Annotated in this window: 20 protein-coding genes and 1 tRNA gene; 9 read left to right on the top strand and 12 right to left on the bottom strand. The window is 64.7% G+C overall.

Going from position 1 to position 24,502, the window contains the following annotated elements; genetic code table 11:
- The first annotated feature begins 72 nt into the window (after positions 1-72).
- A complete protein-coding gene (locus tag AB431_RS04310; protein WP_047333072.1) occupies positions 73-1,203 on the top strand; it encodes a glycosyltransferase family 1 protein in 1,131 nt (376 codons plus the stop codon).
- Positions 1,204-1,511: 308 nt separating this feature from the next.
- Here the strand turns inward: AB431_RS04310 and AB431_RS04315 are convergent, their stop codons facing one another.
- Positions 1,512-2,336 (bottom strand): SDR family oxidoreductase, encoded by an 825-nt coding sequence (locus tag AB431_RS04315; protein ID WP_047328900.1) that lies wholly within the window; start codon positions 2,334-2,336, stop codon positions 1,512-1,514.
- A 56-nt stretch (positions 2,337-2,392) separates the two neighbouring features.
- Here AB431_RS04315 and AB431_RS04320 point away from each other — a divergent pair, with 56 nt between their 5' ends.
- Positions 2,393-3,079, top strand: coding sequence for a demethylmenaquinone methyltransferase (locus tag AB431_RS04320; RefSeq protein WP_047328901.1), 687 nt, complete (start codon positions 2,393-2,395; stop codon positions 3,077-3,079).
- 69 nt (positions 3,080-3,148) lie between these two features.
- On the opposite strand, the gene AB431_RS04325 is transcribed toward AB431_RS04320, so the two are convergent.
- Together AB431_RS04325 and menJ are read right to left on the bottom strand one after the other, a co-directional pair.
- A complete protein-coding gene (locus AB431_RS04325) occupies positions 3,149-4,714 on the bottom strand; it encodes an NAD(P)/FAD-dependent oxidoreductase (protein WP_047328902.1) in 1,566 nt (521 codons plus the stop codon).
- A gap of 136 nt (positions 4,715-4,850) precedes the next feature.
- A complete protein-coding gene (gene menJ, locus AB431_RS04330) occupies positions 4,851-6,071 on the bottom strand; it encodes a menaquinone reductase (protein ID WP_047328903.1) in 1,221 nt (406 codons plus the stop codon).
- 20 nt (positions 6,072-6,091) lie between these two features.
- On the opposite strand from menJ, the gene grcC1 reads away from it, so the two are divergent.
- Together grcC1 and htpX are read left to right on the top strand one after the other, a co-directional pair.
- Positions 6,092-7,099, top strand: coding sequence for a nonaprenyl/(2E,6E)-farnesyl/geranylgeranyl diphosphat synthase (gene grcC1 / locus AB431_RS04335; protein ID WP_200902693.1), 1,008 nt, complete (start codon positions 6,092-6,094; stop codon positions 7,097-7,099).
- A 77-nt stretch (positions 7,100-7,176) separates the two neighbouring features.
- The gene (htpX, locus tag AB431_RS04340) at positions 7,177-8,043 is read left to right on the top strand and encodes a zinc metalloprotease HtpX (protein ID WP_047328904.1); all 867 of its coding nucleotides are present in this window, start codon (positions 7,177-7,179) and stop codon (positions 8,041-8,043) included.
- A 4-nt stretch (positions 8,044-8,047) separates the two neighbouring features.
- Here htpX and AB431_RS04345 read toward each other — a convergent pair whose 3' ends face one another.
- Entirely contained in the window at positions 8,048-8,956 is a 909-nt protein-coding gene (locus tag AB431_RS04345; RefSeq protein WP_047328905.1) for a mechanosensitive ion channel family protein, read from the bottom strand.
- Between the two features lie 111 nt (positions 8,957-9,067).
- The gene (locus AB431_RS04350) at positions 9,068-10,066 is read right to left on the bottom strand and encodes a hypothetical protein (RefSeq protein WP_047328906.1); all 999 of its coding nucleotides are present in this window, start codon (positions 10,064-10,066) and stop codon (positions 9,068-9,070) included.
- A gap of 163 nt (positions 10,067-10,229) precedes the next feature.
- On the opposite strand from AB431_RS04350, the gene AB431_RS04355 reads away from it, so the two are divergent.
- A complete protein-coding gene (locus AB431_RS04355) occupies positions 10,230-10,781 on the top strand; it encodes a hypothetical protein (RefSeq protein WP_047333074.1) in 552 nt (183 codons plus the stop codon).
- On the opposite strand, the gene AB431_RS04360 is transcribed toward AB431_RS04355, so the two are convergent.
- From AB431_RS04360 to AB431_RS04370, 3 genes are all read right to left on the bottom strand, one after another.
- Positions 10,778-11,803: an NAD(P)H-dependent glycerol-3-phosphate dehydrogenase gene (locus tag AB431_RS04360; protein ID WP_047328907.1), complete on the bottom strand. Its 1,026-nt coding sequence runs from the start codon at positions 11,801-11,803 to the stop codon at positions 10,778-10,780. The two genes, AB431_RS04355 and AB431_RS04360, sit on opposite strands and share 4 nt — an antisense overlap.
- A gap of 57 nt (positions 11,804-11,860) precedes the next feature.
- The gene (locus AB431_RS04365) at positions 11,861-13,375 is read right to left on the bottom strand and encodes an NAD(P)/FAD-dependent oxidoreductase (RefSeq protein WP_047328908.1); all 1,515 of its coding nucleotides are present in this window, start codon (positions 13,373-13,375) and stop codon (positions 11,861-11,863) included.
- Positions 13,376-13,452: 77 nt separating this feature from the next.
- Entirely contained in the window at positions 13,453-13,944 is a 492-nt protein-coding gene (locus AB431_RS04370) for a YajQ family cyclic di-GMP-binding protein (RefSeq protein WP_047328909.1), read from the bottom strand.
- Positions 13,945-14,044: 100 nt separating this feature from the next.
- On the opposite strand from AB431_RS04370, the gene AB431_RS04375 reads away from it, so the two are divergent.
- Positions 14,045-14,127, top strand: a tRNA-Tyr gene (locus AB431_RS04375).
- A 174-nt stretch (positions 14,128-14,301) separates the two neighbouring features.
- Here the strand turns inward: AB431_RS04375 and AB431_RS04380 are convergent.
- A complete protein-coding gene (locus AB431_RS04380) occupies positions 14,302-15,129 on the bottom strand; it encodes a hypothetical protein (RefSeq protein WP_144418191.1) in 828 nt (275 codons plus the stop codon).
- A 910-nt stretch (positions 15,130-16,039) separates the two neighbouring features.
- On the opposite strand from AB431_RS04380, the gene AB431_RS04385 reads away from it, so the two are divergent.
- Together AB431_RS04385 and AB431_RS29820 are read left to right on the top strand one after the other, a co-directional pair.
- Positions 16,040-16,996, top strand: coding sequence for a hypothetical protein (locus tag AB431_RS04385; protein WP_047328911.1), 957 nt, complete (start codon positions 16,040-16,042; stop codon positions 16,994-16,996).
- Positions 16,983-17,759 carry a hypothetical protein gene (locus AB431_RS29820; protein WP_082135546.1) on the top strand — a complete coding sequence of 259 codons (777 nt, stop codon included), beginning with the start codon at positions 16,983-16,985 and terminating at the stop codon, positions 17,757-17,759. The genes AB431_RS04385 and AB431_RS29820 overlap by 14 nt, the downstream gene beginning before the upstream one ends.
- Before the next feature lie 690 nt (positions 17,760-18,449).
- On the opposite strand, the gene AB431_RS04400 is transcribed toward AB431_RS29820, so the two are convergent.
- Together AB431_RS04400 and AB431_RS04405 are read right to left on the bottom strand one after the other, a co-directional pair.
- Positions 18,450-19,637: a tyrosine-type recombinase/integrase gene (locus AB431_RS04400; protein WP_047328914.1), complete on the bottom strand. Its 1,188-nt coding sequence runs from the start codon at positions 19,635-19,637 to the stop codon at positions 18,450-18,452.
- A gap of 32 nt (positions 19,638-19,669) precedes the next feature.
- The gene (locus AB431_RS04405) at positions 19,670-19,888 is read right to left on the bottom strand and encodes a helix-turn-helix domain-containing protein (protein ID WP_047328915.1); all 219 of its coding nucleotides are present in this window, start codon (positions 19,886-19,888) and stop codon (positions 19,670-19,672) included.
- A gap of 450 nt (positions 19,889-20,338) precedes the next feature.
- On the opposite strand from AB431_RS04405, the gene mobF reads away from it, so the two are divergent.
- A complete protein-coding gene (gene mobF / locus AB431_RS04410) occupies positions 20,339-23,149 on the top strand; it encodes a MobF family relaxase (protein ID WP_047333075.1) in 2,811 nt (936 codons plus the stop codon).
- A 605-nt stretch (positions 23,150-23,754) separates the two neighbouring features.
- Here mobF and AB431_RS04415 read toward each other — a convergent pair.
- A complete protein-coding gene (locus tag AB431_RS04415) occupies positions 23,755-24,393 on the bottom strand; it encodes a TetR/AcrR family transcriptional regulator (RefSeq protein ID WP_369803049.1) in 639 nt (212 codons plus the stop codon).
- Positions 24,394-24,502: the final 109 nt, after the last annotated feature.

Here is a 24,502-nt window from a genome sequence, read left to right on the forward strand (position 1 = left end):
TCCACCTGGTTTTCGTGTCGGGTATGCCTGAGCGCAACCTCGGTGACAGACGCCGCTGACAACCTCGAAGTCGTGCGCGTTGCCATTGTCGCCGAGTCCTTCTTGCCCAACGTCAACGGAGTCACCAACTCGGTGCTGCGGGTGCTCGAACATCTCCGCCGCACCGGTCATGAAGCGCTCGTCATCGCCCCGGACACCCCACGCGGTGAACCTGCGGCCGAGCGGATTCACGACGGAATCCGGGTGCACCGGGTGCCCTCGAAAATGTTCCCCAAGGTGACGTCACTGCCGCTGGGGGTGCCCCGGCCGCGCATGGTGGGAGTGCTGCGCGGCTTTGATCCGGATGTGGTGCACCTGGCCTCGCCGGCACTGCTCGGGTACGGCGGGCTGCACGCCGCCCGGTTCCTCGGGGTGCCGACGGTGGCGGTGTACCAGACCGACATCGCCGGATTCGCCGAGAGCTACGGCGTCGGCGTCGCCTCTCGGGCCGCGTGGGCCTGGAATCGGCACCTGCACTCCCGCGTCGACCGCACGCTGGCACCGTCTACCGCTGCGATGGAAGATCTTGCCGCACATGGCATCCCCCGGGTGCATCAGTGGGCCCGCGGTGTTGACGTCACCGGCTTCGCGCCGTCGGCACGCAGTGGGGACTTGCGAGCGCGCTGGTCACCGGCGGGCAAGCCGATCGTCGGCTTCGTCGGGCGGCTGGCGCCGGAGAAACACGTCGAACGGCTGGCCGTGCTTGCCCGCCGGAACGATCTGCAGCTGGTGATCGTCGGCGACGGTGTCGACCGGAAAAAGCTGCAGTCGCTGATGCCGTCGGCGGTGTTCACCGGCGCGCTGTATGGCGCGCAGTTGGCCGCCGCGTACGCGAGCATGGATGTCTTCGTCCACCCGGGCGAGCACGAGACCTTCTGTCAGGCCGTGCAGGAGGCGATGGCTTCTGGCTTGCCCGTCATCGCGCCGAACGCGGGTGGCCCCCGCGATCTGGTGGCACCATACCGAACCGGATTGTTATTGACGGTCGCGGAATTCGAAGCGCGCCTTGGCCAGTCGGTAGATCATCTGCTCGACGAGCGGGCCCGTTATTCGCCGGCCGCCCGCCGCAGCGTGCTCGGCCGGACGTGGCCCGCGATCTGCGACGAGCTCCTCGGCCATTACGAAGCGGTGCGCCGGGACGGGCGGCGGAGCCGTGCGGCCTGAGTCCTGCGCCACGCCAACCACTTTCCTTAATTGTTCCTGAGAAACCTTTTCTTAGCCTGTGGGCTGGCGCACACTTAATGCCAAGCGGGGGAAGCTAAATGCAAATGCAAACATCACCTCTCCAAGACTCGGGGGGCGTCCGAATGACCGATGCGACGTATCGCCAAGATCTCAGCGAATTCGCAGTCGAACTCCGTAAGTTGGCTTACACCATGCCCGCTGGGCATGAGGATCGACTCATTCACCTCAGTGAACGGATGGCGAGTCGTGCGCGTCAATTACAGAGAGTCGACGCACACGCGATGTAGTCAGCCCTGGGCCTCGACGGCGACCGGCTGCCACTTCTCCCAGTTGGCAATGCGGCTTTCGTAGTCGGCCTTGGCGGTTTGCAGCGGCGACTCCCCGAAGAACACCCGCAGCGGGGGCGTCTGCGCGTCCACGACTTTGAGGATGGCTGCCGCCGACGCCTTGGGATTGCCCGGCACCGCCCAGCGCTGCTTGCGGGCCTCGTCAACCTGGCGGTGCAATTCGGCGTAGTCGGGCAGTTCGGCCGAGCGCTTCGAGGACGGCCCGGACCAGTCGGTGTCGAAGCCACCCGGCTCGATGAGCGTGACGTGAATGCCGAACGGCGCGACCTCCTGGGCCAGCGCCTGCGAGAAACCCTCCAGCGCCCACTTCGAGGCGTGGTAGATCCCGACGAGCGGGAACGCGGTGATACCGCCGATCGAGGACACCTGGACGATGTGGCCGCTGCCCTGGGCCCGCAGGTAGGGGAGGGCGGCCTGGGTTATCCACAACGCGCCGAAGACGTTGGTCTCGAGCTGGTCGCGCGCGTCCTTCTCACTCAGCTCCTCGATGAAGCCGAAGTGCCCGTAGCCGGCGTTGTTGACCACGATGTCGAGCCGGCCGAAGTGGTCGTGGGCCTGCTTGACGGCGGCGAAGTCGGCCTCGCGGTCGGTGACGTCGAGCTGGATCGGCAAGATCGCGTCGCCGTACTTGTCCACGAGGTCGGACAGGGTGTCGGTGTTGCGCGCCGTGGCAGCAACCTTGTCGCCGCGGTCCAGGGCGCCGATCGCCCACTCCCTGCCGAAGCCGCGCGATGTGCCGGTGATGAACCAAACTTTTTCGCTCATGCGTCTAGCCAACGCATGGACGGGCGAAGCATTCCCGCTCGGGTAGCGTCGGCATCGTGAGCCGCGCGACGTTGGATAAGGATCCCCGCGATGTGGCGTCGATGTTCGACGCCGTCGCCCGTCGCTACGACATCACCAACACGGTGCTCTCGCTGGGGCAGGACCGCTCCTGGCGCCGGGCAACCCGCTCGGCGCTCGGCATCGGACCTGGTGACCGGGTACTGGACCTGGCCGCCGGCACTGCGGTGTCGACGGTCGAGCTGGCGAAGTCCGGCGCGTGGTGCGTGGCCGCCGACTTCTCGGTCGGGATGCTGCGGGCCGGCGCCGAGCGGCCGGTGCCGAAAGTCGCCGCCGACGCGACGAAGCTGCCCTTCGACGACGCGGTGTTCGACGCGGTGACGATCAGCTTCGGATTACGCAATGTCGTCGACCATCCCGTCGGCCTGCGCGAGATGGCGCGGGTCACGCGCCCGGGCGGCCGGCTGGTGGTGTGCGAGTTCTCCACCCCCGTGGTGCCGGTGTTCTCCGTCGTCTACAAGGAGTACCTGATGCAGGCGCTGCCGCGGGTGGCCCGTGCGGTGTCGAGCAATCCAGACGCCTACGTCTATCTGGCCGAGTCGATTCGGGCCTGGCCCGACCAGGCGACGCTGGCCCGGCAGATCCGCGACGCGGGCTGGACCGACGTACGGTGGCGCAACCTCACCGGCGGCATCGTCGCGCTGCACTATGCCGTCAAGGCCTGACTCTTTCGCGATTTCGGCGCGCAAACCGCCGCTGAGCGAATGAAACCGCGCCGAAATCGCTAAAAATCGCTAGCGGCCCGCGTCGGCCAGCACCTGATACCCGGCGTTGTAGCCCGGGACGAACGTGATGCCCGGCCCGCCGTGGCAGCCCGCTCCGCCGAGGTAGAGACCCTCGATCGGGATCGGCTCGTCGATGAACCCCTTGGGGCCCGGCCGATTGACGCCCATCAGCTCGGGCTGCAGCAGTCCGTGGCAGAAGTCGCCGTTGGGCGCGGCGAACATGGTGTTCATGTGATACGGCGCGAACGTGATGTCGCGGATGAGAATGTCCTTGAAGTTCGGCGCGTAGCGGGTGATCTTGTCGACAACCCGCTCCGCCATCACGGTTTTCAGGTGGCCATGCTGATCCCGCGGAGCTTCGACCGGGAAGCCGTAGGCATACACACTGGCGGCGTGCTTGCCCTCAGGCGCCATCTCGGGGTCGCCGACCGTGGGCATCTGGATCGACAGCGCCGGGTTGTCGGGCACCTCACCGCCACGGGCCTTTTCCCATTGGCGTTGCTGCTCTTCGGGTGAACCGAACATGCCCACCGACATCTGCATTCCCGGCTCGTTGAGGAAGTCATAGGGTGCGGCGTACTCGGGCAGGCCATCGAGGGCGAAGTGGATCTGCATGAACGACGCCCGGTGGTCGCGCCCGCCGAGGCGGGTCACCAGCGATGACGGAAGATGGTCAACGCCAACAAGATCCAGCAGCGTGGTCTCGGGCGCAAGGTTGGACACGACGACCGGCGCGGTGATCACTTCGCCGCCGCGAAGTCGCACCCCGATGACCTTGCCGTCCTCGACCAGAATCTGTTCGACCTTCGTGCGGTAGCGCATCTCGCCGGCGGCCTCGATGAACAGGTCGCGCAGATGATCGGCGAGCACTCCGATTCCGCCCTTGAGCTTGGTGGTCATCTGGCCGCCCTCCGGCGGCATGGCCATCGCGAACGCCAAACACGTTGCGCTGCCGGGGGTGTACGGCCCGCGGTAGGTGGAGTTGACCGCCAGGAACGCCAGCATGCCGCGGATCACGGCGTGCTTGTCCTTGTCGGGCAGGAACCGGTCGACGACGTCCATCGCCGAGCCGAACAGCATCTCGTGGATGGCGCGCCGCTCGTTTTCGTCTGCGGCACAGGCGTACATCTCGTCGATGGTCTTCGGCAGGGCCAAGGCGTCGAAGCGGCCGAGCGCCTTACCGGGGCCGGTGCTCCAGGCATACAGGTTGGCCATGGCCATCACGGCTTCCATGCCGTGCTTGTCGTTGAGATGGGTCATCATCGCCATCGGGTCGCTGTGGAAGACCATCGCTTCCTCGCCGTTCTCCCCGAGGTTGACCGACATGATTTCCGACTCGATGGTCGGCAGGGTGTCCAGACCCAGCTCGCTGTTGATCTTCTGGGCAGTGGGGAAGCGCACGGAGCCGGCGATTTCGAACTTGAACCCGTCGATCAGTTCGACGGTGGCCGACATGCCGCCACTGTAGGTGTTGGCCTCCAGGCAAAGGGTGCGCAGACCGGCCCGCTGCAGCACCACCGCTGCGGTCAGGCCGTTGTGTCCGGCCCCGACGATGATCGCGTCGTAATCACTCATGCGCGGCAGCCTAGCGCCAATCCTGCAAAGTTTTGTCAAATTTGCCATTCCGGCGGCACCGACTCCATTACCTGGGCGGTGACGCAGAGAAACTGCCGCAAATCGCTGCGTCAGCGCTCACTCAACGCGCCGGGGGTCAGCTGAAAGGCTTGCGGCGGTCCAGTTTTCGCGATCCCATCCCGGCTACGCGCCACGCCCGCGCCACGAGGTCGGCGTCCTCGTCGGTGACCAGGTTGCCCATCACCCGCACCGCGACGTTCATCATCCGGGCGGACCGCATTGCGATCGGCCCGGTCAGCGGCAGGAAGCGCGGCAACGTCAGCAGCAACCCCAGGCGGCGGGCCACCGAGAAGCCGCGCCCGTAATGCGTCTGCAGCGCAGACGGCCACGCCGACGACAGATCACCGGAGCCCAGCATCTCGGCCGCTAGTCGCCCCGTCTCCAGTCCGTAGTCGATGCCCTCGCCATTCAACGGGTTCACGCAGGCGGCGGCGTCACCGATCAGCACCCAGTTGGGTCCGGCGACGCCCGAGACCGCCCCGCCCATCGGCAGCAACGCCGAGGACACCGCACGCGGCGCACCCTCGAACCCCCACGAGGCGCGCTTGAGGTCGGTGTAGTGCTTGATCAGCGGCCGCAACGCCACATCGGCGGGCCGCTTCGCCGTGGCCAGCGCGCCGACGCCGATGTTCACCTCGCCATTGCCCAACGGGAAGATCCAGCCGTACCCGGGTAGCACCTGCCCGTCGACCGAGCGAAGTTCCAGATCGGAAGAGATCCACGGCTCCGAAGACCGCGGCGATGCGAGGTATCCGCGCACGGCCACCCCGTACACCGTCTCCTGATGCCACTGCCTGCCGAGCACCCGACCGAACGGAGAGCGAGCGCCATCGGCAACGATCACCCAGCGGCACGACACCCGCGACCCGTCGGCCAGCACCACCGCATCGACGTTACCGCGCGAATCACGGGATACATCAACGGCTTTCACGCCGAGCAGCATGGACGCACCGGCGTCTTCGGCGACCTTGCGGATCCGGTCGTCGAGTTCGGTGCGCGGCACTGCTGATCCGCCGGACGGAAATGACGGCCCGGGCCACGGGACCTCGACGTCGGCACCGAACCCGGAGAGCCGAAGCCCGTGGTGACGGATGTGGCCGTCGAGCCACTCGCCGAGCCCGAGCCGCTGCAGCTCGAGGACCGCGCGGGGGGTCAGCCCATCGCCGCACGGCTTGTCGCGTGGGAACTCGGCGGCGTCGATGACGAGCACGTCGTGGCCGCGGCGGGCTGCCCAGGCGGCCGCCGCCGAGCCGGCCGGCCCGGCCCCGACGATGACCACGTCTGACCGCAAGTCCATGCCACCAGTATGTTGGCAGGGTGAGTACTCCGGCCACGGTGGTAGCAGGGGTGGACTTTGGTGACCCGGCGTTCGCCAAGAGCGTCCGCGACGGGGTTGGTCGTGTCGAAGAGCTCATGAGCACCGAACTGCGGGGCGGTGACGAGCTGATGACCGAAGCCGTTGTCCACCTGTTCGAAGCCGGCGGCAAGCGTTTCCGCCCTCTGTTCACGGTTCTGTCGGCCCAGATCGGCCCGGAGCCCGACGCCTGGCAGGTCACGGTGGCCGGCGCGGTGATCGAGCTGGTGCACCTGGCCACGCTTTATCACGACGACGTCATGGACGAGGCGCAGATGCGCCGCGGGGCGCCCAGTGCCAACGCCCGCTGGGGCAACAACATCGCGATTCTTGCCGGCGACTACCTGTTCGCGACGGCATCGCGGCTGGTGAGCCGCCTGGGCCCGGACGCGGTGCGGATCATCGCTGAAACGTTCGCCCAGCTGGTCACCGGCCAGATGCGCGAAACCAAGGGCAACACCAACGGCGTGGATCCGGTCGATCACTACTTGAAGGTGATCTACGAGAAGACCGCCTGCCTGATCGCGGCGTCCGGTCGGTTCGGGGCCACGTTCGCCGGTGCCACCGAAGACCAGATCGAACGGCTGAGCCGGCTCGGCGGCATCGTCGGCACCGCATTCCAGATCTCCGACGACATCATCGACATCGACAGCGACCCCGATGAGTCGGGCAAGACCCCGGGCACCGACCTGCGTGAAGGCGTGCACACGCTGCCGGTGCTGTATGCGCTGCAAGACACCGGCCACGATGCGGATCGGCTGCGTGAGCTGGTGAAAGGTCCCGTCGAGGACGACGACACCTTGGCCGAGGCGCTGGCGCTGCTGCGCGCCGGCGACGGCATCACCAAAGCCAAGGCCACCGTGCAGCGCTACGCCGAGCAGGCCGGCGAGGAGCTGGCCGGTTTGCCGGACGGGCCGGGCCGTCGGGCACTGGCATCACTGATGGATTACACGATCAACCGCCACGGCTGACCGGCGATTCGCGGAACCAGACGGTTGGTGCGAGGCGTTAATCTCCCGAACAGTGCGTTTGCTCGTAGGAGGATTTGATGACTTGGCACCCGACCGCCAATACGTTCAAGACGTTCGCGCTGCTCGTCGGGATGTCAGCGCTGATCGTCTTCATCGGTTCACTGTTCGGCCGCAACGTGATGTTCCTGGCGCTGGTCTTCGCCATCGGCATGAACGTCTACGTGTACTTCAACTCCGACAAGCTTGCGCTGCGCGCCATGCACGCCCAGCCCATCACCGAGGTTCAGGCGCCGCAGATCTACTCGATCGTCCGCGAACTGGCCACCGCCGCGCACCAGCCGATGCCGCGGCTCTACATCAGCGACACGGCCAACCCCAACGCGTTCGCCACCGGCCGCAACCCGCGCAATGCGGCGGTGTGCGTCACCACCGGGATCCTCAACATCCTCAGCGAGCGTGAACTGCGTGCGGTGCTCGGCCATGAGCTGTCCCACGTCTACAACCGCGACATCCTCATCTCGTGCGTGGCCGGTGCGCTGGCGTCGGTGATCACCGCGTTGGCTAACATCGCGATGTTCGCCGGCATGTTCGGCGGCAACAACCGCGAAGGTGGTCCCAATCCGTTTGCGCTGCTGCTGGTTTCGTTGCTCGGGCCGATCGCTGCCACCTTGATCCGGCTGGCTGTGTCCCGGTCGCGGGAGTACCAGGCCGACGAGTCCGGGGCCGAACTGTCCGGTGATCCGCTGGCGCTGGCATCGGCGCTGCGCAAGATCAGCGGCGGGGTGGAGAACGCGCCGCTGCCTCCCGAACCTCAGCTTGCCGACCAGGCCCACCTGATGATCGCCAGCCCGTTTCGCGCCAGTGAGAAGATCGGCAAGCTGTTCTCCACCCATCCGCCGATTTCGGACCGGATCGCCCGGCTCGAGAAGATGGCCGGACACTAGGCCACTAACTGGACGTAGCCACCGCAGCGACGTTGGTCTTCGTGGTCGGGCTGACGATGCCGGCCTGACGAAGTGAGCGCAACACCATCGCGCGCAGCTGGCGGCCCACCTCGAACTGCTTACCCGGCAGGGTGCGAGCCACCATGCGCAGGTTCACGGTGTCGACCTTGATGCTCTCGACGCCCATCAGGGCGGGCTCGTCGAGCAGCAACTCGTCAAGTCGCTTGTCGGAGGTGGCGGCAGTCGCCACCTCGTGCAGCACGTCGTTGACCTTGTTGAGGTCCGCGGTGGCGGGCACCGGAATATCGACCACGGCACGCGCCCAGTCCTTCGACAGGTTCAACGCCTTGACGATCTGCCCGTTCGGGATGGTGAAGACCTCACCGTCGCTGGTGCGCAGCTTCGTCACGCGCAGGGTGACGTCCTCGACAGTGCCTTGAGCTTCGGCGGACGATCCGCTGACCGTCAGTGCCACCAGATCGCCGAAACCGTATTGCTTCTCGGTGATGATGAAGAATCCGCTGAGCAGGTCCTGCACGATCCGCTGGGCACCGAAACCAAGGGCGGCACCCAGCACGGCAGCCGGCGCGACGAGCGAGCCGATAGGCAGGCCGAGTTGGTCGAAGACGTCGACGGCCACCACGGTGTAGAGGATCGCGATCGCCACCGACGAGATCACCGATGCGACCGCGGCGCGGTGCTTGGCGCTTTCCGAGCGCACCAATTCATGGCCGGTGTTGAGACGGCGCGCGATCTTGCTGGCGACCCAGTTGATGATCCGGGTGCCGATCAACGCGGCGATGATCACCAGCACGATGTGCAGGCCTTTGGTGCGCAGCCACTCGCCCAGATTGCCGTTCCAGAAGTCGTGAAGTTCGTTGGCAGCGAGGTACGTCGTCGTTAGTGAAGTCATAGTCCTTTACGCGAATTGCCTTGTCATGGCGCTCGTTTGATGTGTGTGAAGCATCGGACCGTTGTTGCGTTTCCCGAACCGCCGGGTTCTACACCTTGGTGGTGGCGTGGATCACGGCTCGTCGGCCGTGGGGACCGGGCGGGGCCGGCCGGCCCCCGGACCCGTCGCGGTGTGGTCGAAAAACCCCTTTACCGTGTCCGACACCCGCGTCAGCACGTCATTGACCAGCTTGTCGGTTTTGTCGGACAGGCTGGTGCCGGCGCCGGATGTCGAGGCCGAGTCGTCGGAGCGTCCCGGAGTGAAGTTCGGCGCAGGCCGCACGACGTTCAGGCGGGGTCCGGTGCTGGTGGCGGGCGCTGCGGGCGCGCCGACTGGTGCTGGGGTCGGGCTGGGCGGGGGAGCCGTTGGACTGGTCTGCACCGCGGCGGCCGGGCCCGGCTGCACCGCCGGTGGCGCGGGCGGCGCGGGCGGCGCGTCGGGGATGGGTGCGGGTAGGGCTTCACCGCGTACCGCGGCGCCGAGGGTCTTGTAGGCGACCAGGGTGATGTTGTTGATCCGCTGGATGATCGCGACGACGCCGTCCGGGTAGGTCAGCGTGGTGATCTGGGTGCGCGGATCGGTCTGGCAGGACGTGGTGCCGGTGCAGTCCACCCCGCCGGACTTGTCGACCGATGGCTTGGAGTCGTGGTTGGCCATCGCATTGGCGTCGGTGAAGACGTTGACCACCTGCGTCTGCGCGTGCGCGTCGAACTCGTAGTTGATGTGGAAGACGTTGCCGGACGGGTCGGCCGGGGCCATGAGTTCGAGAGTGGGGACGTCGTCGGCGAGTACCTCGCTGTCGGTGTCGGGGGCCTGCATGGCTCCATAGAGGCCGACGGGTCCGCCCAGGTAGTTCGCGTACAGGATCCCGCCATCGGCGCTGTGCTTGAATTCGCCGTCGAAGAAGTCGAAGAGCGCGTCCCCGGTCGGGTTCTCCGGGGTGCCGTGGATGATCAGCGCGGCCAGGTCGAAGTCGGGCGTGCTCAGGGCTTGTGGCTGTGTGGAAGCCAACACCATGGTCGCGACGGCAAGGCTGAGCGCCGCAGCGCCGCCGCGCAGCGTGCTCGTCATTGCCCCACCACCCCAACGGCCTCGATCAGCCGGATTCGGTCAATTCTAGGCCGTAATTGACGGAAACGAAGGGGCCTTGGCGGTAACGAATCACGACCGCGTGGTCGAAGACCAGGTGAATGCGCAGACTGCGCCAGGAGTGGCGCTTACGTAGGGTGTGGTGATGCTGAGCAGAATCCTGATCGGCCTGGTGAGCGTCGCGGGGGCGGCGGCGATCGGCGTACCGGGAGTGGCCTCGGCCGATCCCGACCCGGCTCCTGCCCCGGTCCTTCCGAATGTCAACGCCTACAAGCCGGTCAGCCCGGTGGATTACACGGCGATGGGCGGCAACTGGTACGCCTTCGCCGGCCCGCCGGGCGTGGTCTGCGTTCTGGACAAGCAGAACGCCAGCTACGGCTGCAGCGGCGCGCTGCCCGGCGCGCCCGGTGGCGCCAACCTGGTCAGCGCCGGTCCATCCGGTGAGCCCGGATTCTCCAGCAGCGGCGCATCGCTTTATGCGGCTGCCGGAGACGTCAAGCCCCTGCCGCCGAACACGCGGCTGAGCTTCCGCGACATCAGCTGCGGTGTCGACGTCGGCGGAGTGGTGGCGTGCGTGAACAACCACGACCAAGTCGGATTCGTCGTCGGCCCGTCGGCGACGTTCACCTCGGGACCCAGCCCGATGCTGGACCGGCCGAAGAACTCCAACCCGCTGTTCCCGTCGTTCCCGGGCTAGAAGTGTGAGTCGAGGACCTCGTGGCCGGGCTTCTCGGCCATGAGGCCCCGGTAGGCCTGTTCGACGTTGGCGCCGTGGTTGACCACGGCATCGACCTCGCGGGCGATCGGCATGTTCAGGCCGTACTTCTCGGCGAACTCCATGATGACGCTGGCGGCTTTGACGCCCTCGGCGACCTGGTTCATCGAGGTGATGATCTCCTCGATCGTCTTGCCCGCGCCGAGTTGTTCGCCGACGTGGCGGTTGCGGCTGCGCTGCGAGGTGCAGGTGACGATGAGGTCGCCCATGCCGGCCAGGCCGGCGAAGGTGTCGCGATGCCCGCCGATGGCCTCGCCGAGCCGCGACATCTCGCGCACCGCACGAGCCATCACGAGCGCCCGGGTGTTCTCGCCGATGCCCAGCGAGTAGCCCATGCCGACCGCGATGGCGTAGACGTTCTTCAGTGCGCCCGCGATCTCGACTCCGACGACGTCGTCGGTGGTGTAGACGCGGAACCGCTTGGTGCGGAACATCTTCGCGAGATTGGCGGCCAGGTGCTGGTCGGGCATGGCCAGCACGGCGGCGGCGGCATAGCCGTCGGCGACCTCGCGCGCGATGTTCGGACCGGCGAGGATGCCGGCCGGGTGACCGGGCAGAACCTCGTCGATGATCTGGCTCATGCGCATGTTCGTGCCCTGCTCGAGGCCCTTGACCAGACTCACGACGGGCACCCAGGGGCGCAGTTCCCTGCTCAGCTCGGCCAGCACGCCACGGAAGCCGTGCGACGGCACTCCCATGACGACGACGTCGGCGCAGTTGGCGGCCTCGCTGAAATCGGTGGTGGCGCGCAAGGTTTCCGAGAGCTCGACCTCGTCGCCCAGATAGCGGGAGTTGCGGTGGTTCTCGTTGATGTCCTTGGCGGTCTCCTCTGAACGAACCCACTGCAGCGTCGGCCCGCGGCGGGCGCAGATGGATGCGACGGTGGTGCCCCAGGATCCGCCACCGAGTACGACGACCTTGGGTTCGCGGCGTTCAGAAGTCATGGGGTTCAGCGTATTGCGAATACCCGGTTGTTCATGGGGAGTTCGGGCAATCGGTCGCTAACCCGCGATGCGCGCGGGGCTCGCCACCCGTCCGAAGGTCATGTCCTCGTCGATTTTGTCGATGAAGTGGTGGTCGAAGGCGTCGGCGAGATAGTTCTGCCGCACCACCCACGGCCGCTTGAGGCCCGACTTGGGCAGGGCGTGCAGATTGCGCAGCACGTACCCGGCCTGGATGTCCCACGCCGGCTTCTCGGCGATCGGCTCACCGCCCAGATGCGGGGCGGCGTGGGTGTAGCCGTGGGCGTTCATGTACTCGATCAGCTTGGCCGCCGCCCGTGCGGTCATGTCGGCGCGCAGCGTCCACGACGCGTTGGTGTAGCCGATGCACCAGATCAGGTTCGGCACGTCCTCGAGCATGTGCGCCTTGTAGGAGAACCGCTCCTGAGGCTTGATCTCATTGCCGTCCAGTGTGATTCGCACACCACCGAGAGCCTGCAGTTGCAGGCCGGTGGCGGTGACGATGATGTCTGCCGCCAGGTGCTTACCGGATTTCAGCATGACGCCGGTGTCGTCGAAGCGGTCGATGTGGTCGGTGACGACCTCGGCGCGGCCGTCGGAGATCGCCTCGAACAAGTCGCCGTCGGCCACCAGGCACAGCCGCTGGTCCCACACGTTGTAACGCGGCTTGAAGTGCACGTCGACCGGATAGCCTGCGGGTAGTCGGCTGACGTTCTGGGCGCGGATGATCTTGCGGGCGACGCCGGGGACGGTGCGGGCCAGGAACCATACGACGCTTTCGAAGGCGACCGCGAAATAGCGGCCGAACGCGTGAGAGATCCTGCGGGGGAAGACTTTCCGGACGGCTTCGATGATCGGGTTGACCCGCGAACCGGCCAGCAGATACGTCGGCGACCGCTGGAGCATCGTCACCTTGGCCGCCTTCTGGGCCAGCGCGGGGATCAGCGAGATGGCGGTGGCCCCGCTGCCGACGACGATCACGTTCTTGCCGGTGTAGTCGAGATCCTCCGGCCAGAACTGCGGATGCACGACTGTGCCGGTGAAGTTCTCCAGGCCCGGGAAGTCGGGGGTGTAGCCCTCGTCGTAGTTGTAGTAGCCCGAGCCGAAGAACACGAAGCGACCGCGATAGGTCGTGGGCTTGCCGTTTTCTTCGGCGTGCACGGTCCAGGTGTCGGTGGCCGAATCCCAGTCGGCCGATTGCACGTGGGTCCCGAAATGGATGTGGGGGAGGATGCCGCGCTTGCGGGCGGTGTCTTCCATGTATTCGCGGATGTGGTCGCCGTCGGCCACGCCCTCCTTACGGAGCCAGGGCTCCCACGGCCAGGACAGTGAGAAGATGCTGGAGTCCGAGCGCACGCCGGGGTAGCGGAACAGGTCCCAGGTGCCGCCGATGCGGTCGCGCCGTTCGAGCACGACGTAGCGGGTGCCAGGGTTGCGCTCGGCGATGCGGTAGGCCGCGCCGATCCCGGAGAACCCGGCGCCGATGATCACGACGTCATAGGACCCGCCGTCGGCCTCGGCGGGTACGGGCTCGGTCTCCGGAGTTGCGGTCATCGCGGTCCTCGCTTCGCATGGGTGGTGACGCTCACCACATTAGGCACTGACCGGTTGGTTGGGCGAGGGGCTTTGGTCTACCGGTAGTTGACGAACTGCAGGGCCACGTCGAGGTCGGCGCCCTTCAGCAGTGCGATGACGGCCTGCAGGTCGTCGCGCTTCTTGGAGCTGACCCGGATCTCGTCACCCTGTACCTGCGACTTCACGCCCTTGGGGCCCTCGTCGCGGATGAGTTTGTTGATCTTCTTGGCGTGCTCGGAGTCGATGCCCTGCTTGAGGGTGCCGCTGACCTTGTAGGTCTTGCCGCTGGCCTGCGGTTCGCCGGCGTCGAAGGCCTTCATGGAGATGTCGCGGCGGATCAGTTTCTCCTTGAAGACGTCGACGGCGGCCTTGACCCGCTCCTCGGTGGAGCTGACGAGCTCGATGACCTCGTCGCCCTTCCACGCGATGGTGGTGTCGGTGCCGCGGAAGTCGAACCGGGTGCTCAACTCCTTGGCCGCCTGGTTCAGCGCGTTGTCGACCTCCTGGCGGTCGACCTTGCTCACGATGTCGAACGATGAATCCGCCATTGGACCCCTCCTCGGTGTGATCGGCCGGTTTGTGTTTGGGGTACATCCTCGTTGTACCCTGCTACTCGCACCAAACCGGATCTCCGGTGCGGCGCACCCAGGCAGGTTGCCCGAGCGGCCAATGGGAGCGGACTGTAAATCCGTCGGCGGAAGCCTACACAGGTTCGAATCCTGTACCTGCCACGCTGGTCAGGCCCCCTCAGCTGAGGGGGCAAAATCCGTTCCGCCGTTGGCAGTTGTCACGGATTGTCACAACTTGCTGGAAACTCACCGTTGACTCGCTGCTGCCCGGTGTCACATTGGTCCGGCTCGTGTCGGTGAGACCCGCGATGTGTTCAAGGCAGCCGTATGGATTGGCTAGGGACGTTTTGCACGACCGAGCGATTCCATCGCCAGATCCAAGAAGTGATCTAGGGGTTGTCCCCTCGCGGGGAGCAGAGGAGGGACGACCTGCGAAACCATGACGTAGACAAGGCGTTTCTCGAATGTTTCGCGGTCGTGCTGGGCGCCGAGATGTGAACGCAGGATCCCGACTAGTGCTGTCGTGTGGTACTTGGCCATCGCGACCGCGTCAGCCTTATCTTGAAGAGTGGCTGATTCATTCAAGATGATGGCTTCGCCCAGGGCGTCACTGAGGGACAGGATGATCTCCCGTGGAAGCACCCCATCAACCTGGAACAAACGCGGGTAACGGCCGACGTGTTGGACCAAGCGAGCAACGGCGATAGTCGCCCTCTCGGCGCGATCGAACGTCCGCCCCTCTTCCTCTCCTGCACGCAGGATCTCGCGTCGTAGTCCTTGAAGGACAGCTCGCTCGATTCGATCGATGATTGCGAGCATTAGGATGAAAGTGCCGCTTAGAACATCGCCCGGCGCTAATACGGCCTCCTCGGCCTCGGCCGTTGACTCATTGACGATGACACCGTCTGCAGTCCGTGCAGCGAGATTCTTATGGAATGCGGCTTCGCTGACCTCTGCCTTCCGGCAGAGGTCAGCAACGGTGATGGGATTTTCTGGTGCGGACGCGTCGCGAACTAGACGGAGGTAGGCACGCCAGAGCTTGAGGTAGGTGTTCTGGCGGCGTTTGTCCTTCATCGCATCGTCGTGGAGCTTGCGGTTCCGGAGGATCTTCGCGGCTGCCCGGCTCTTCCGTTCTAACTGGTACTGCACGGCGTCTGCCTGCATCAACGGGTCTTGCACAGCGAAACGGCCTCCGGTTGGCGCAGTTCATAGGCTCAGTTCTTCGGCCTATTTCGAGGTATCGCACCGCATTCTACCCAGGATTGGGCGCACCCGTATAGGAATATGTCGATTAGACAGCTAGCGCTATGGCAAAGCAATAAATTTAGAGTCCCTAGTATCGAAACATGGTGATTAATGAGGCTTGTCTGTATGATCGACTCTGTCCGGTTCGCGGGCGTATGCCCCTTCTGTTAGGAGAAAGTTGGTGACTGTTTCACGAGTGATGACCCGTACAAAGGTCCTGTTGTGCGCCCCACTGCTAGCGATCACGTTGTTTCTGCCCATATCGGCGATCGACGGAACGGCGGTTGCGCACGCCGGCTCGCTCGGGCACGTCGAACAGACGTGCATCCTGCCGGCTGCGAGCGGCAGGGGTCCACACGGCGACGGATGCGCGATTGAGGGAGCTCGCAGGTGGGTGGACGACACTCCGCACGACACCCCGGAGTGGGCTCGTAATGCCCTCCGTAACTGCGTGATTGGAGCAGGGGTAGGTCTTGCAGAGGTGTACTTAGCGCCTCCGCAAGGAAAAATGATCTGGATGGCAGTCGATTGCGTAGAGCATGTTGCTGCAGACGCAATCCTCACTGGAGGGCGCTGACGTCTTTCAATTGTTTGGCTCTTTGGTGCTTCGGCAGGAACCCGGGTCTTGAAAAGGACCCGGGTTTTTTGCGTGCAATCCAACAGAAGCCGCGAGCTCGCCATGGCTGATGAGATGCCGGGAGGATTCAGAACTCGTGCGCGAAGCGGTGCAGGCTTCGCGGCCGCTCTCCGCCCCCGCGCACGGCGTCGAACGAACGCGCCGGGGACCACTTGCCCCTGGCTGACGGAACACCCACTTAGAGTTCGCACCGTGGTGGACAGCTACGAAGTCGTCGACCTCGCCGGCTGGACTCGCGGTGAGAGCGAACCGGGGGGTGACGAGGCGAAGCGATGGTTTATAGCGCCTGAGTCTTCGCGACATGCCGGGCACTGGCTGTTCAAACCGCGCCGAATCAAGACTCTCAAGCTGTCCAAGGAGCGTCAGCGTCTCGGCCATGAGCCCGACGTCCTCATACGAGGTGAGGACTGGGCGGAGAAAATTTCATACGAGATGGCCAAGCTGATCGAGTTGCCCGCGGCGGAGACAGAGCTGGCGACGGTTATCCAGCTACGGACCGACGAGCGGGTCTACGGCTCGATGAGCCGAGACATGCGGCCCCGCGGTTGGGCATGGACACCGGGCGCGGCGTTGCTTGCCGAGCGCGACGACGAGTTCGATGCCAAATCCTGCCGCGGCCATACGATCACAGCTATTCGTGAGGCCTTGGAAGGGCTGCGAGGCCCTGTTGGCACAAGCTATGTCGATTGGCCCGCATTCGACGTTTTCGCCGGCTACCTCGTCCTCGATGCTTGGATCGCTAACACCGATCGGCACGCGCACAATTGGGGGGTATTGCAGGACCTCAGGACTGGCGACATATGCCTCGGTCCAAGCTTTGATCACGGATCTGCGCTAGCCAGCGGCGATGAGGATAGGGTCCGTGCCCAACGGGTCGAACAGGGGACAGTTGATCACTGGTGTGAGCACGGTCGTACCAAGCGGTTTAATGCCGGCGAGGCGCTCGATCTAGTAGATGTGGCCATGCAGGCGTTGTCAGTATGCGGGAACATGGCGCGACAGCATTGGGCCGCTCAAATAATCGATGTTGACCTGGATATATGCAACGATATCGTTGCAGCGGCACCAAATCTGTCGGACTCGACCCGTACGTTCTTAAGGACAGCGCTAGCCACCAATCGAAAGCGAATCAGTGATGCAATCCGTTGACCTCTTGATGGAGTCGACAGATGCCGGCTCGGATCTTCATCGGTCGAGACTGATCGTCACGCGTCGCGCTGCAGATGATGGCGTCTATCGGGCTATCGGCTACCTCGACAAGTTCACAGGAGCAGATAAACCGCCGACATATCAGTTCACTTACTTAGCACGTGCGGTGGTTGATCCTGGTTTCGTCCCCATTGTCGGTTTTCGGGACATCAGGCGGATCTACCGCTCGGAGCGGTTGTTCCCGTCCTTCGCCGACAGAGTGATGAGCGCCAAGCGTCCTGATCGACCTCAGTACCTGGAAGCCCTAGATCTCGACGCCGATGCTGATGCCTGGGAGATCTTGACCGCGTCTGGTGGACATCGCGAAGGTGACCCGATCGAGCTGATATCCCTGCCGCGCTTCGATAGCGCTACGGGCGAGACTTCCGCGCACTTCCTGGGCCACGGTGTCAGACATCGCGGCCCCGAAGCGAGCGATCGAATAACCAAACTCCAGGGTGGTCATCGCCTTTGGCTTGAGGTTGATCGTGAGAACCCGTACAACCCTGAGGCTCTCCGGATCGTCGATGACGGCATTCATCTGGCATTCGTGCCCGATCCTCTGCTCGACTACGTCCACTCAGTAATGGACAGCGGCACATACGAGCTCACGGTTGTGCGTGCAAACCCTGCCGAGACCCATCCGCATCTGCGGCTACTTCTACGGTTGGACGGGCACTGCAATTCTTTTGCATTCGATAGCCCCGACTGGAACCCGGTCTAGCGCCACCTGCGCTCCACCTCGATGGTCCTGACGGTGAAAGCGCACGCAAGCGCTTCCAGCGCCTCTTGCCGAATCGTGCCGGGAATTGCTTGGGCGACATTGTCTTTGGTTACGGGGTTGTCGGCCCTACTGATCGCACGCCTCCAAAGGCCGGTGGGTGTCTCAAGGTCCTGTAGGTGATACAGCGTGCGTCGGTTCTCGTTGACCCGTTCTAGCCGCACGGCGAGGTCAGCGTCGAACCAGCCCCGCTCCCTTCCCGTGCGTATGAGTCGGCCCAAGCCCCAGCGATCGGATTTGAGCGTCGCGGGTTCCTGCCATCTCAGGATGCCAGCAAGCTCTCGCTCGCAGCAGGCATGGGCGCAGAGTATGCAAGCAAGATCAGCCCCAAAATGGTAGCAACGAGTTGCTTCGAGGATGAGAAAGCTGTTCTCGTACCCGCCAGCTGACGTGCCGTAAAGGGCCGGCCCACCCAATGATTCGACAATGAGGTTGACCTCTGCCCTGCGCTCTTCGTCTGTGGAAGTGCTCATCGCCGCACGTCCGAATGCTTGCAGATGGGAACCCGCGGCAGTCGTGTCACAGACGCAACCAAGCCGGAACGGGATCCGATGTCATCGATCGATGATAGTGGGGTTCAACGCCGTCGAACCGAGCCTTGGATTGATAGGCAGTCACACGTAGGGCGCCGGATCAACTATTTTTATCTCCGACGACCTTCGCGAAGCTCTGTGCCGCCGCGCTCAGTGCCTCAGGTTGCGAATGCACGTACGTTGCCATCGTGAACGCCTTTGAAGCGTGACCCAGCCACGCAGAGATCAGCGCTATGGGGACGTCCTGGAGGTGCATCAACGTCCCGCAGGTATGGCGCGCATCGTGGAAGCGGATATGCCTGACGCCGGCGGCCTTCAGCATTCGGGCCCATCGCGACGTGAGCGCATGCGGACTCAGCGCCTCGCCGAGTTCGTTGACGACTACGAAGCCGCTCGGTTGGTACTCCTCGCCGAGGGCGAGGCGGTCCGTCGCCTGGATCGCGCGAGCCGACCGCAGGGTCGCTGCCAAATGGTCAGGGATGGGTAAGGTGCGTCGCCCAGCGCGCGACTTCGGCGTGTCCTCGATGAGGTTCTTGCCGAAGCGCAATCGCGTCGTCGCGATCTGCAAAGTCCGAGCATCCAAATCGACGTCACCCCAACGCAAGCCGGCCACCTCACCGCGGCGGAGTCCGGTAAGTGCCAGCTGCCACGCGATCGCATACCTGTCACCGTCGATGTGGTCGAGTACTTGTTGCAGTTCGGCCGACGTGAAAGTTTCCGGCGGCTTGGGGTCGGCGGGAATGCGGTCAACGAGTTCTGCCACGTTGCGCACGACTTGGCCCTGGCGCATCTGGTCCTTCAACACGGCGGTGAGCAGTCCCAGCATGTAATTGATCGATCGCGGCGACCAAGGCTTGCGGACCTTTCCAGTAGGCGAGGGCAGGCCGCCCGCGCGCAGCGTAGTGACGAGATCGTCGATGTCTCGCTTAGTTAGCTTCTGTACTTCGATATCGCCCAGTTCAGCGATAGCTGCTGCAAGGTTGACGCGATGCCCGTGAAGCGTCGACGGCTTGAGCCCATGCTTGGCGGCCAGCCAATCCTCGCACGCCTCACCCAGCGTGACCTTGGTGGGATGAACGTAGGTCCCTCGGGAGACCTCACCGCGCACTGCGTCCAGGGCCGCTCGCGCCTCTTTCTCGGTGGGGAAGCGCTTGCGCAGCTGTTTGCGCTTCCCGTCGACCAACCCGACGTCAACGGTCAACTGGTATCGCACGACGGCTCGGCCGCCGTCACGCTGCGTAAGCTCCACGCGCTTGATTTGCGGTGGCAACTGCCGTCGCTCGGCCATGGCAGTCTCCTAGCGTGCAGTAGTCTCGAATCTCACGATGCCGCTTCTTCGGTGTGCGCGGAGATGAATCGTTCGATCTCTTTCCACGCCACCCGCCGGGAAGAGCCGATCTGGACCCAGGCAAGTTGGCCCGCATCGAAGAGGCGATAGACGGACGAGCGCGAGATTCTCAGCGCATCGGCTGCCTCAAGCACGGTAAGCAGCCGGCGGGTGCCAGGAGCGGTGCCGTCAGGCCACAGTGAGTCGGTCATTGTCGCCTCGAGTGTGTATGGGAATCATGCGGTCTCCTCGCGTGTAGTCGGTTTCCACCAGTGTAATTCCGCGGTCTGACGCTTCATGCACTACTTCTTGGCTACTAGCAGGCCGCCGGTGTCCGGCTATGCGGTTGTCCCGGTGAAGAATCCGTGGTTTCGGACGAGCAGTTCACAAACGAAAATGATGCGCCGCCGCTGCTTCGCGTCGAGCGCGACCAACTTCAAACCATCTACCACATAACAATTCTCATCCCATGTCGTCTCAACCGCCACATTCATCCCACATAATCCATACACGTCTCTATCCAAATCATCTGTCTCTCAACATAACAAGCCCCTATCTCCATCAGGTCCGCCCCAAATTTCTGTTGGCACATTTGCACAACGGTGCGAGAATGGTTGTGGCGCAGCAAGCGTCGAAGCTCTCGTTTGTTAGTGGGCGCGCTGGTGTTAACAATCTCGAAGCTCAAGCGGTGGTCGATCAACTACTACATCGACACCGCCGCAACAGCTTCGCGTGCGAGCGCTGATTTGCGGCGCGCGAATGGTGGACTAGGCGAGTATTACTCCGAGCATGAGACCCGAACTCCGGTGTGGGCGTGCGCGGGCGACGCGCACACGGCTGCACGGTTGGTGGGCTTGAGTGATGTTCAGCGCGCGGGCGGCGAAGCGGACGCGGCGGTGGTGGCGCGTTGGCTGAACGAAGGAGTCGCACCGAACGGTGCGCGGGGGCGCGCGTTAGGGGCTCGCAGTGTGCATGGTTTCGATTTGACGTTCGCCGCCCCGAAGAGTGTGTCGTTGGTGCGGGCGCTCAAGGGTGGTGATGTGGCGCAGAAGGCGTTCGCCGCAGCGCACACTGCCGCGCTGGGGGAGGCGATGGAGTATCTGGCCGATCATGCCGGCTACACCCGCGTCCATAACCCGGTGACGGGGGAGAAGGATCTGGTGCGCCTGCCGGGGTTGGTGGCGGTGGCGTATCAGCATGAGACGTCGCGGTGCGGGGATCCGCATCTGCATACCCATGTGATCGTGCCGAACCGACAGGCTCGCGCCGACGGGCGATTGGTGTCGCTTGATGGGACGTCGCTGTATCACGAGGCCCGCGCCGCCGGGGTGATCTATCAGGCCACCCTGCGGCGTGAACTGCACCAGTCGCTGGGCATCTTGTGGGCTCCGGTTGATCCCGCGACCGGCATGGCGGAGATCGCCGGAATCAGTCGCGGCGACATCCAGGCGTGGTCACGTCGCTCCTCGCAATTGCGGGACTGGGCCGCCCACAACCTCGTATCAGTGGATGGCGCGCCCAGCGCGGCGCAGCTTGCGGCGGCGCAGAAAGCGACGCGCCCGGCCAAACCCGAGGAGTTGGCCTGGAGCCAGTTACAGCAGCAGTGGCGCGCCGATGCTCGGGGTTTGGGGCTGGACCGCGCCGCACTTGAGGAGGCGCGGGCGGCGCGCCGCGCTGCCGCGCCTGCCGCGTTAAATCACTCGCGCCTGGCTGAGGCGGCGGAGAAAATCGACAAGGCGGTGTTCACGCGCGCGGATTTGGTCGAGATCGTCGCCGCGCAACTCCCCGTCGACGGGGAGCAGTCACCGCGCGCCGCGGTGGAGGCCGCGGTCGACGCGCTTGGGATGCGGTTGACCGCGCCACGCGCCGCGCACCAGCGCGAAGGACACGAGCGGTTCACGCTGGCGCGGATCCTGGCCGAAGAAGCCGCGATACTCAATCTGGTCGACGCGCGCGATGACCGCGCCGTGCTGTGGGCGCTCGACGACCGCGACCCGGCCACGGCCGCGCTGTCGGAAGATCAACGCCGCGCGGTGACCAACATCGCCCAGTCACCCTGGCTGGTGCAGGCGCTGTCCGCCCCGGCCGGCGCCGGCAAGACCACCTCATTACGCTCGCTACGCGCGGCCGCCCAACGCTGCTACTCCCATGTATTGGTGCTGGCGCCGACCGGTCAGGCGGTCGACGTCGCCATGCGGGAAGGCGCTGGCCACGAGGGCCACACCCTCGCCCGGGCCCTACACCTGCTGGACCAAGACCAGCTGCGGCTGCGGCCCAACACCCTAGTCGTGGTGGATGAAGCCGGGATGGTCGGCACCGACGACCTGCGCAAGCTGCTGACCGCGACCACCGCCGCACGGGTCAAAACCATTCTGGTCGGCGACGCCCACCAACTGGCCCCGGTCAAAGCCCGCGGCGGTATGTTCGCCCAACTCTGCACCGACCTGCCCTGGACCCAGCACTTATCCGAAGTGTGGCGCATGACCGACCCGCAAGAACGCGAGGCATCGCTCGCGCTGCGCGACGGTGACGCGAACGACGTTCGCCCGGCGGTGGACTGGTATCGCCAACACGATCGGCTGCACAGCGGTGATGCCATCACCATGGCCAGTGATGCGCTCAAGGCATACACCGCCCACACAGCGCTAGGGCGAGATGCACTGCTGGTGTGTGACACCACCGAAATGGTCGACGTCCTCAACATGCGAATCCACCGGGAGCGCATCCACACTGAGGCGCCCACAGTCACGGTGGCCAGAGGGCAGCAGGTGGCGGTCGGCGATGTGATCATCAGTCGCCGCAACGACCCCACCATCTCCTTCCACCACTCAACTCCGAATGCGGAATCGCTCCCGTCGGTGCGCAACGGAAACCGATGGCGAGTCGCCGGGATCGACGCCAAGCGCAATCTCCTGGGCGCCGAACGGCTCGACGACGGAGCCCGTGCCCTCTTCGACCAGAACTACTTCCGCGAGCACGTCAACCTTGGCTACGCCGTTACCGCGCATTCCGCGCAAGGAGTCACCGCGGATACCAGCGTCGCCGTCCTCAGTGAGACCACCACTCGCAGACTGCTCTACGTCGCCATGACCCGCGGACGCCACGCCAACCACGCCTACATCTACGAACGCAGCACCGAAGCAAGCGAATTCAGCCACGGCCAACCCTCGGACACCCACGTCGCTCAACGGGGCAACAGCCACGAAGCGACCGCCCTGCTGCGTCTGATCCTCGCCAACGACGAACCCGCAGTCACCGCCCATGACTACGCCACATCCACTTCCGAGGAAGGATTACCAGACCGCGTCCGCTCTCTGCTCTCCATCCGCACCGCCGCCACTCAACACCGACGAGAGACATACCAAGCCTGGAAAACCGAACGGCAAGAACACGCGCGCCACACTGAAGAAGCCCAGCAACGACACATCGACAGAAGCCAACACCAAAGCAACGACCACGGGCTTGAACTCTGATCCGACAACTTGCCCCAATCAAGTTCGCGGCCAACCGAACTAGGTATTGCAAGACTTGATCCGGTGACGGCTCCGCGCCGGCCATGGTGAGCAATTTCCCTGCCGCTATCACGGCGGTCACCGAGCCAATGCTGAACGCTCCGTCACCGTCTCGCGATTCGTCCACCGAGTACCTCGCGTCCAACGTGCGGCATGGGTGCAATCGTCGCAGCGATCGTCCACTTCGAGTGATGAGCCGACGTCCACGATCTGCCCGTTCTCGCGCCGTTCAGGCGCTAACGGTTTAGCACCTAAAGGAGCACGACGAACACGGGGACGACGAGAGTCTTCATCAGCGTCATCGTCTGCCGGATGTCGCCGACGGGTCCGAATAGCGATGCTCTGCGTCGTCAAAGTCGACCACGCAGCATACAACGACAAGAATGGTGATGACCGAAACATATTCGAGAGCAGCGGATTTAGGCGGCTCCCCAACCCTGGCTGGACGGCGACGACTGCGAGCCTTTGGTCCCGAGCGATCTTCACCGCAGCCGGCGGACAACACGACTGGCGCCAACACGATCGGATGATGGCCGAGCAGCGGTGCACATCCGCCCCAACGTCGTCTACAGCGATCGATGACCAGAGTCTTCTGGCTGCCATTTCCGTAGGTGTGCCACGGCTGCGCGCAGGGTATCGCGCAGGGGCGCGATATCACCGTGGACCCTGGCCAGCAGCATCCCGCCTTGCAGCGCGGCGATGACGCCGGTGGCCAGACGGGCCGGATCGGCCGTGTCGACTAGTTCGCCCCGATCCTGCATGGATTGCAACCCGCGCGCCAAGGGGGCCTCCCACCGACGGAACGCAGCATCCAGGCTCGGTCGAAACGCGTCGTCGTTCTTCAGCTCGGCCGCCATCGTTCCCAATGGGCACGAGAACGGACCGCCGGGTGCGGAGTGGGCGCGCAGGATCTCCTCGACCCACGCCTCCAGTCCAGTCCACGAGTCCGCGCTGTTGATCAGGGGCTGCTGGGCGAGCACGATCTGGGATTGCCGTTCGACGACGGCACGAACTAGGTCGGCCTTATCGACGAAGTAGTGGTAGAGCTGAGACTTGCCGGAGCCGGCAGCGGCCAGGACATCGTCCAGGCTGGTGGCGCCTACCCCTCTTTGGTACATCAGCGTGGCAGCGGCGTCGACGATGAGCGCCCGCATCCGGCGTCCCCGGGTGGTAGCCGGCAGTGGCCGTCCGGCATTGTCGGGCACAGAACTGGACACGCGTCATCTTATCGCCACGCCGACGAGGGCCGAGCATTCACCTCATCGGCGCCAATTGAGCTGCGGCCCCGGCCTGCCTTCGTGTCGGCTACTGCCG

This window comes from Mycobacterium sp. EPa45, from assembly GCF_001021385.1.
Classification (GTDB): domain Bacteria; phylum Actinomycetota; class Actinomycetes; order Mycobacteriales; family Mycobacteriaceae; genus Mycobacterium.

Coding starts and splice junctions, on each gene's coding strand:
- AB431_RS04350 (WP_047328906.1), bottom strand. CDS start 10,066: ATGACGAGCACGCTGCGCGGCGGCGCTGCGGCGCTCAGCCTTGCCGTC.
- AB431_RS04355 (WP_047333074.1), top strand. CDS start 10,230: ATGCTGAGCAGAATCCTGATCGGCCTGGTGAGCGTCGCGGGGGCGGCG.
- AB431_RS29820 (WP_082135546.1), top strand. CDS start 16,983: ATGCAATCCGTTGACCTCTTGATGGAGTCGACAGATGCCGGCTCGGAT.
- AB431_RS04370 (WP_047328909.1), bottom strand. CDS start 13,944: ATGGCGGATTCATCGTTCGACATCGTGAGCAAGGTCGACCGCCAGGAG.
- AB431_RS04325 (WP_047328902.1), bottom strand. CDS start 4,714: ATGAGTGATTACGACGCGATCATCGTCGGGGCCGGACACAACGGCCTG.
- AB431_RS04365 (WP_047328908.1), bottom strand. CDS start 13,375: ATGACCGCAACTCCGGAGACCGAGCCCGTACCCGCCGAGGCCGACGGC.
- AB431_RS04380 (WP_144418191.1), bottom strand. CDS start 15,129: ATGCAGGCAGACGCCGTGCAGTACCAGTTAGAACGGAAGAGCCGGGCA.
- AB431_RS04405 (WP_047328915.1), bottom strand. CDS start 19,888: ATGACCGACTCACTGTGGCCTGACGGCACCGCTCCTGGCACCCGCCGG.
- AB431_RS04400 (WP_047328914.1), bottom strand. CDS start 19,637: ATGGCCGAGCGACGGCAGTTGCCACCGCAAATCAAGCGCGTGGAGCTT.
- htpX (WP_047328904.1), top strand. CDS start 7,177: ATGACTTGGCACCCGACCGCCAATACGTTCAAGACGTTCGCGCTGCTC.
- AB431_RS04360 (WP_047328907.1), bottom strand. CDS start 11,803: ATGACTTCTGAACGCCGCGAACCCAAGGTCGTCGTACTCGGTGGCGGA.
- AB431_RS04345 (WP_047328905.1), bottom strand. CDS start 8,956: ATGACTTCACTAACGACGACGTACCTCGCTGCCAACGAACTTCACGAC.
- AB431_RS04315 (WP_047328900.1), bottom strand. CDS start 2,336: ATGAGCGAAAAAGTTTGGTTCATCACCGGCACATCGCGCGGCTTCGGC.
- menJ (WP_047328903.1), bottom strand. CDS start 6,071: ATGGACTTGCGGTCAGACGTGGTCATCGTCGGGGCCGGGCCGGCCGGC.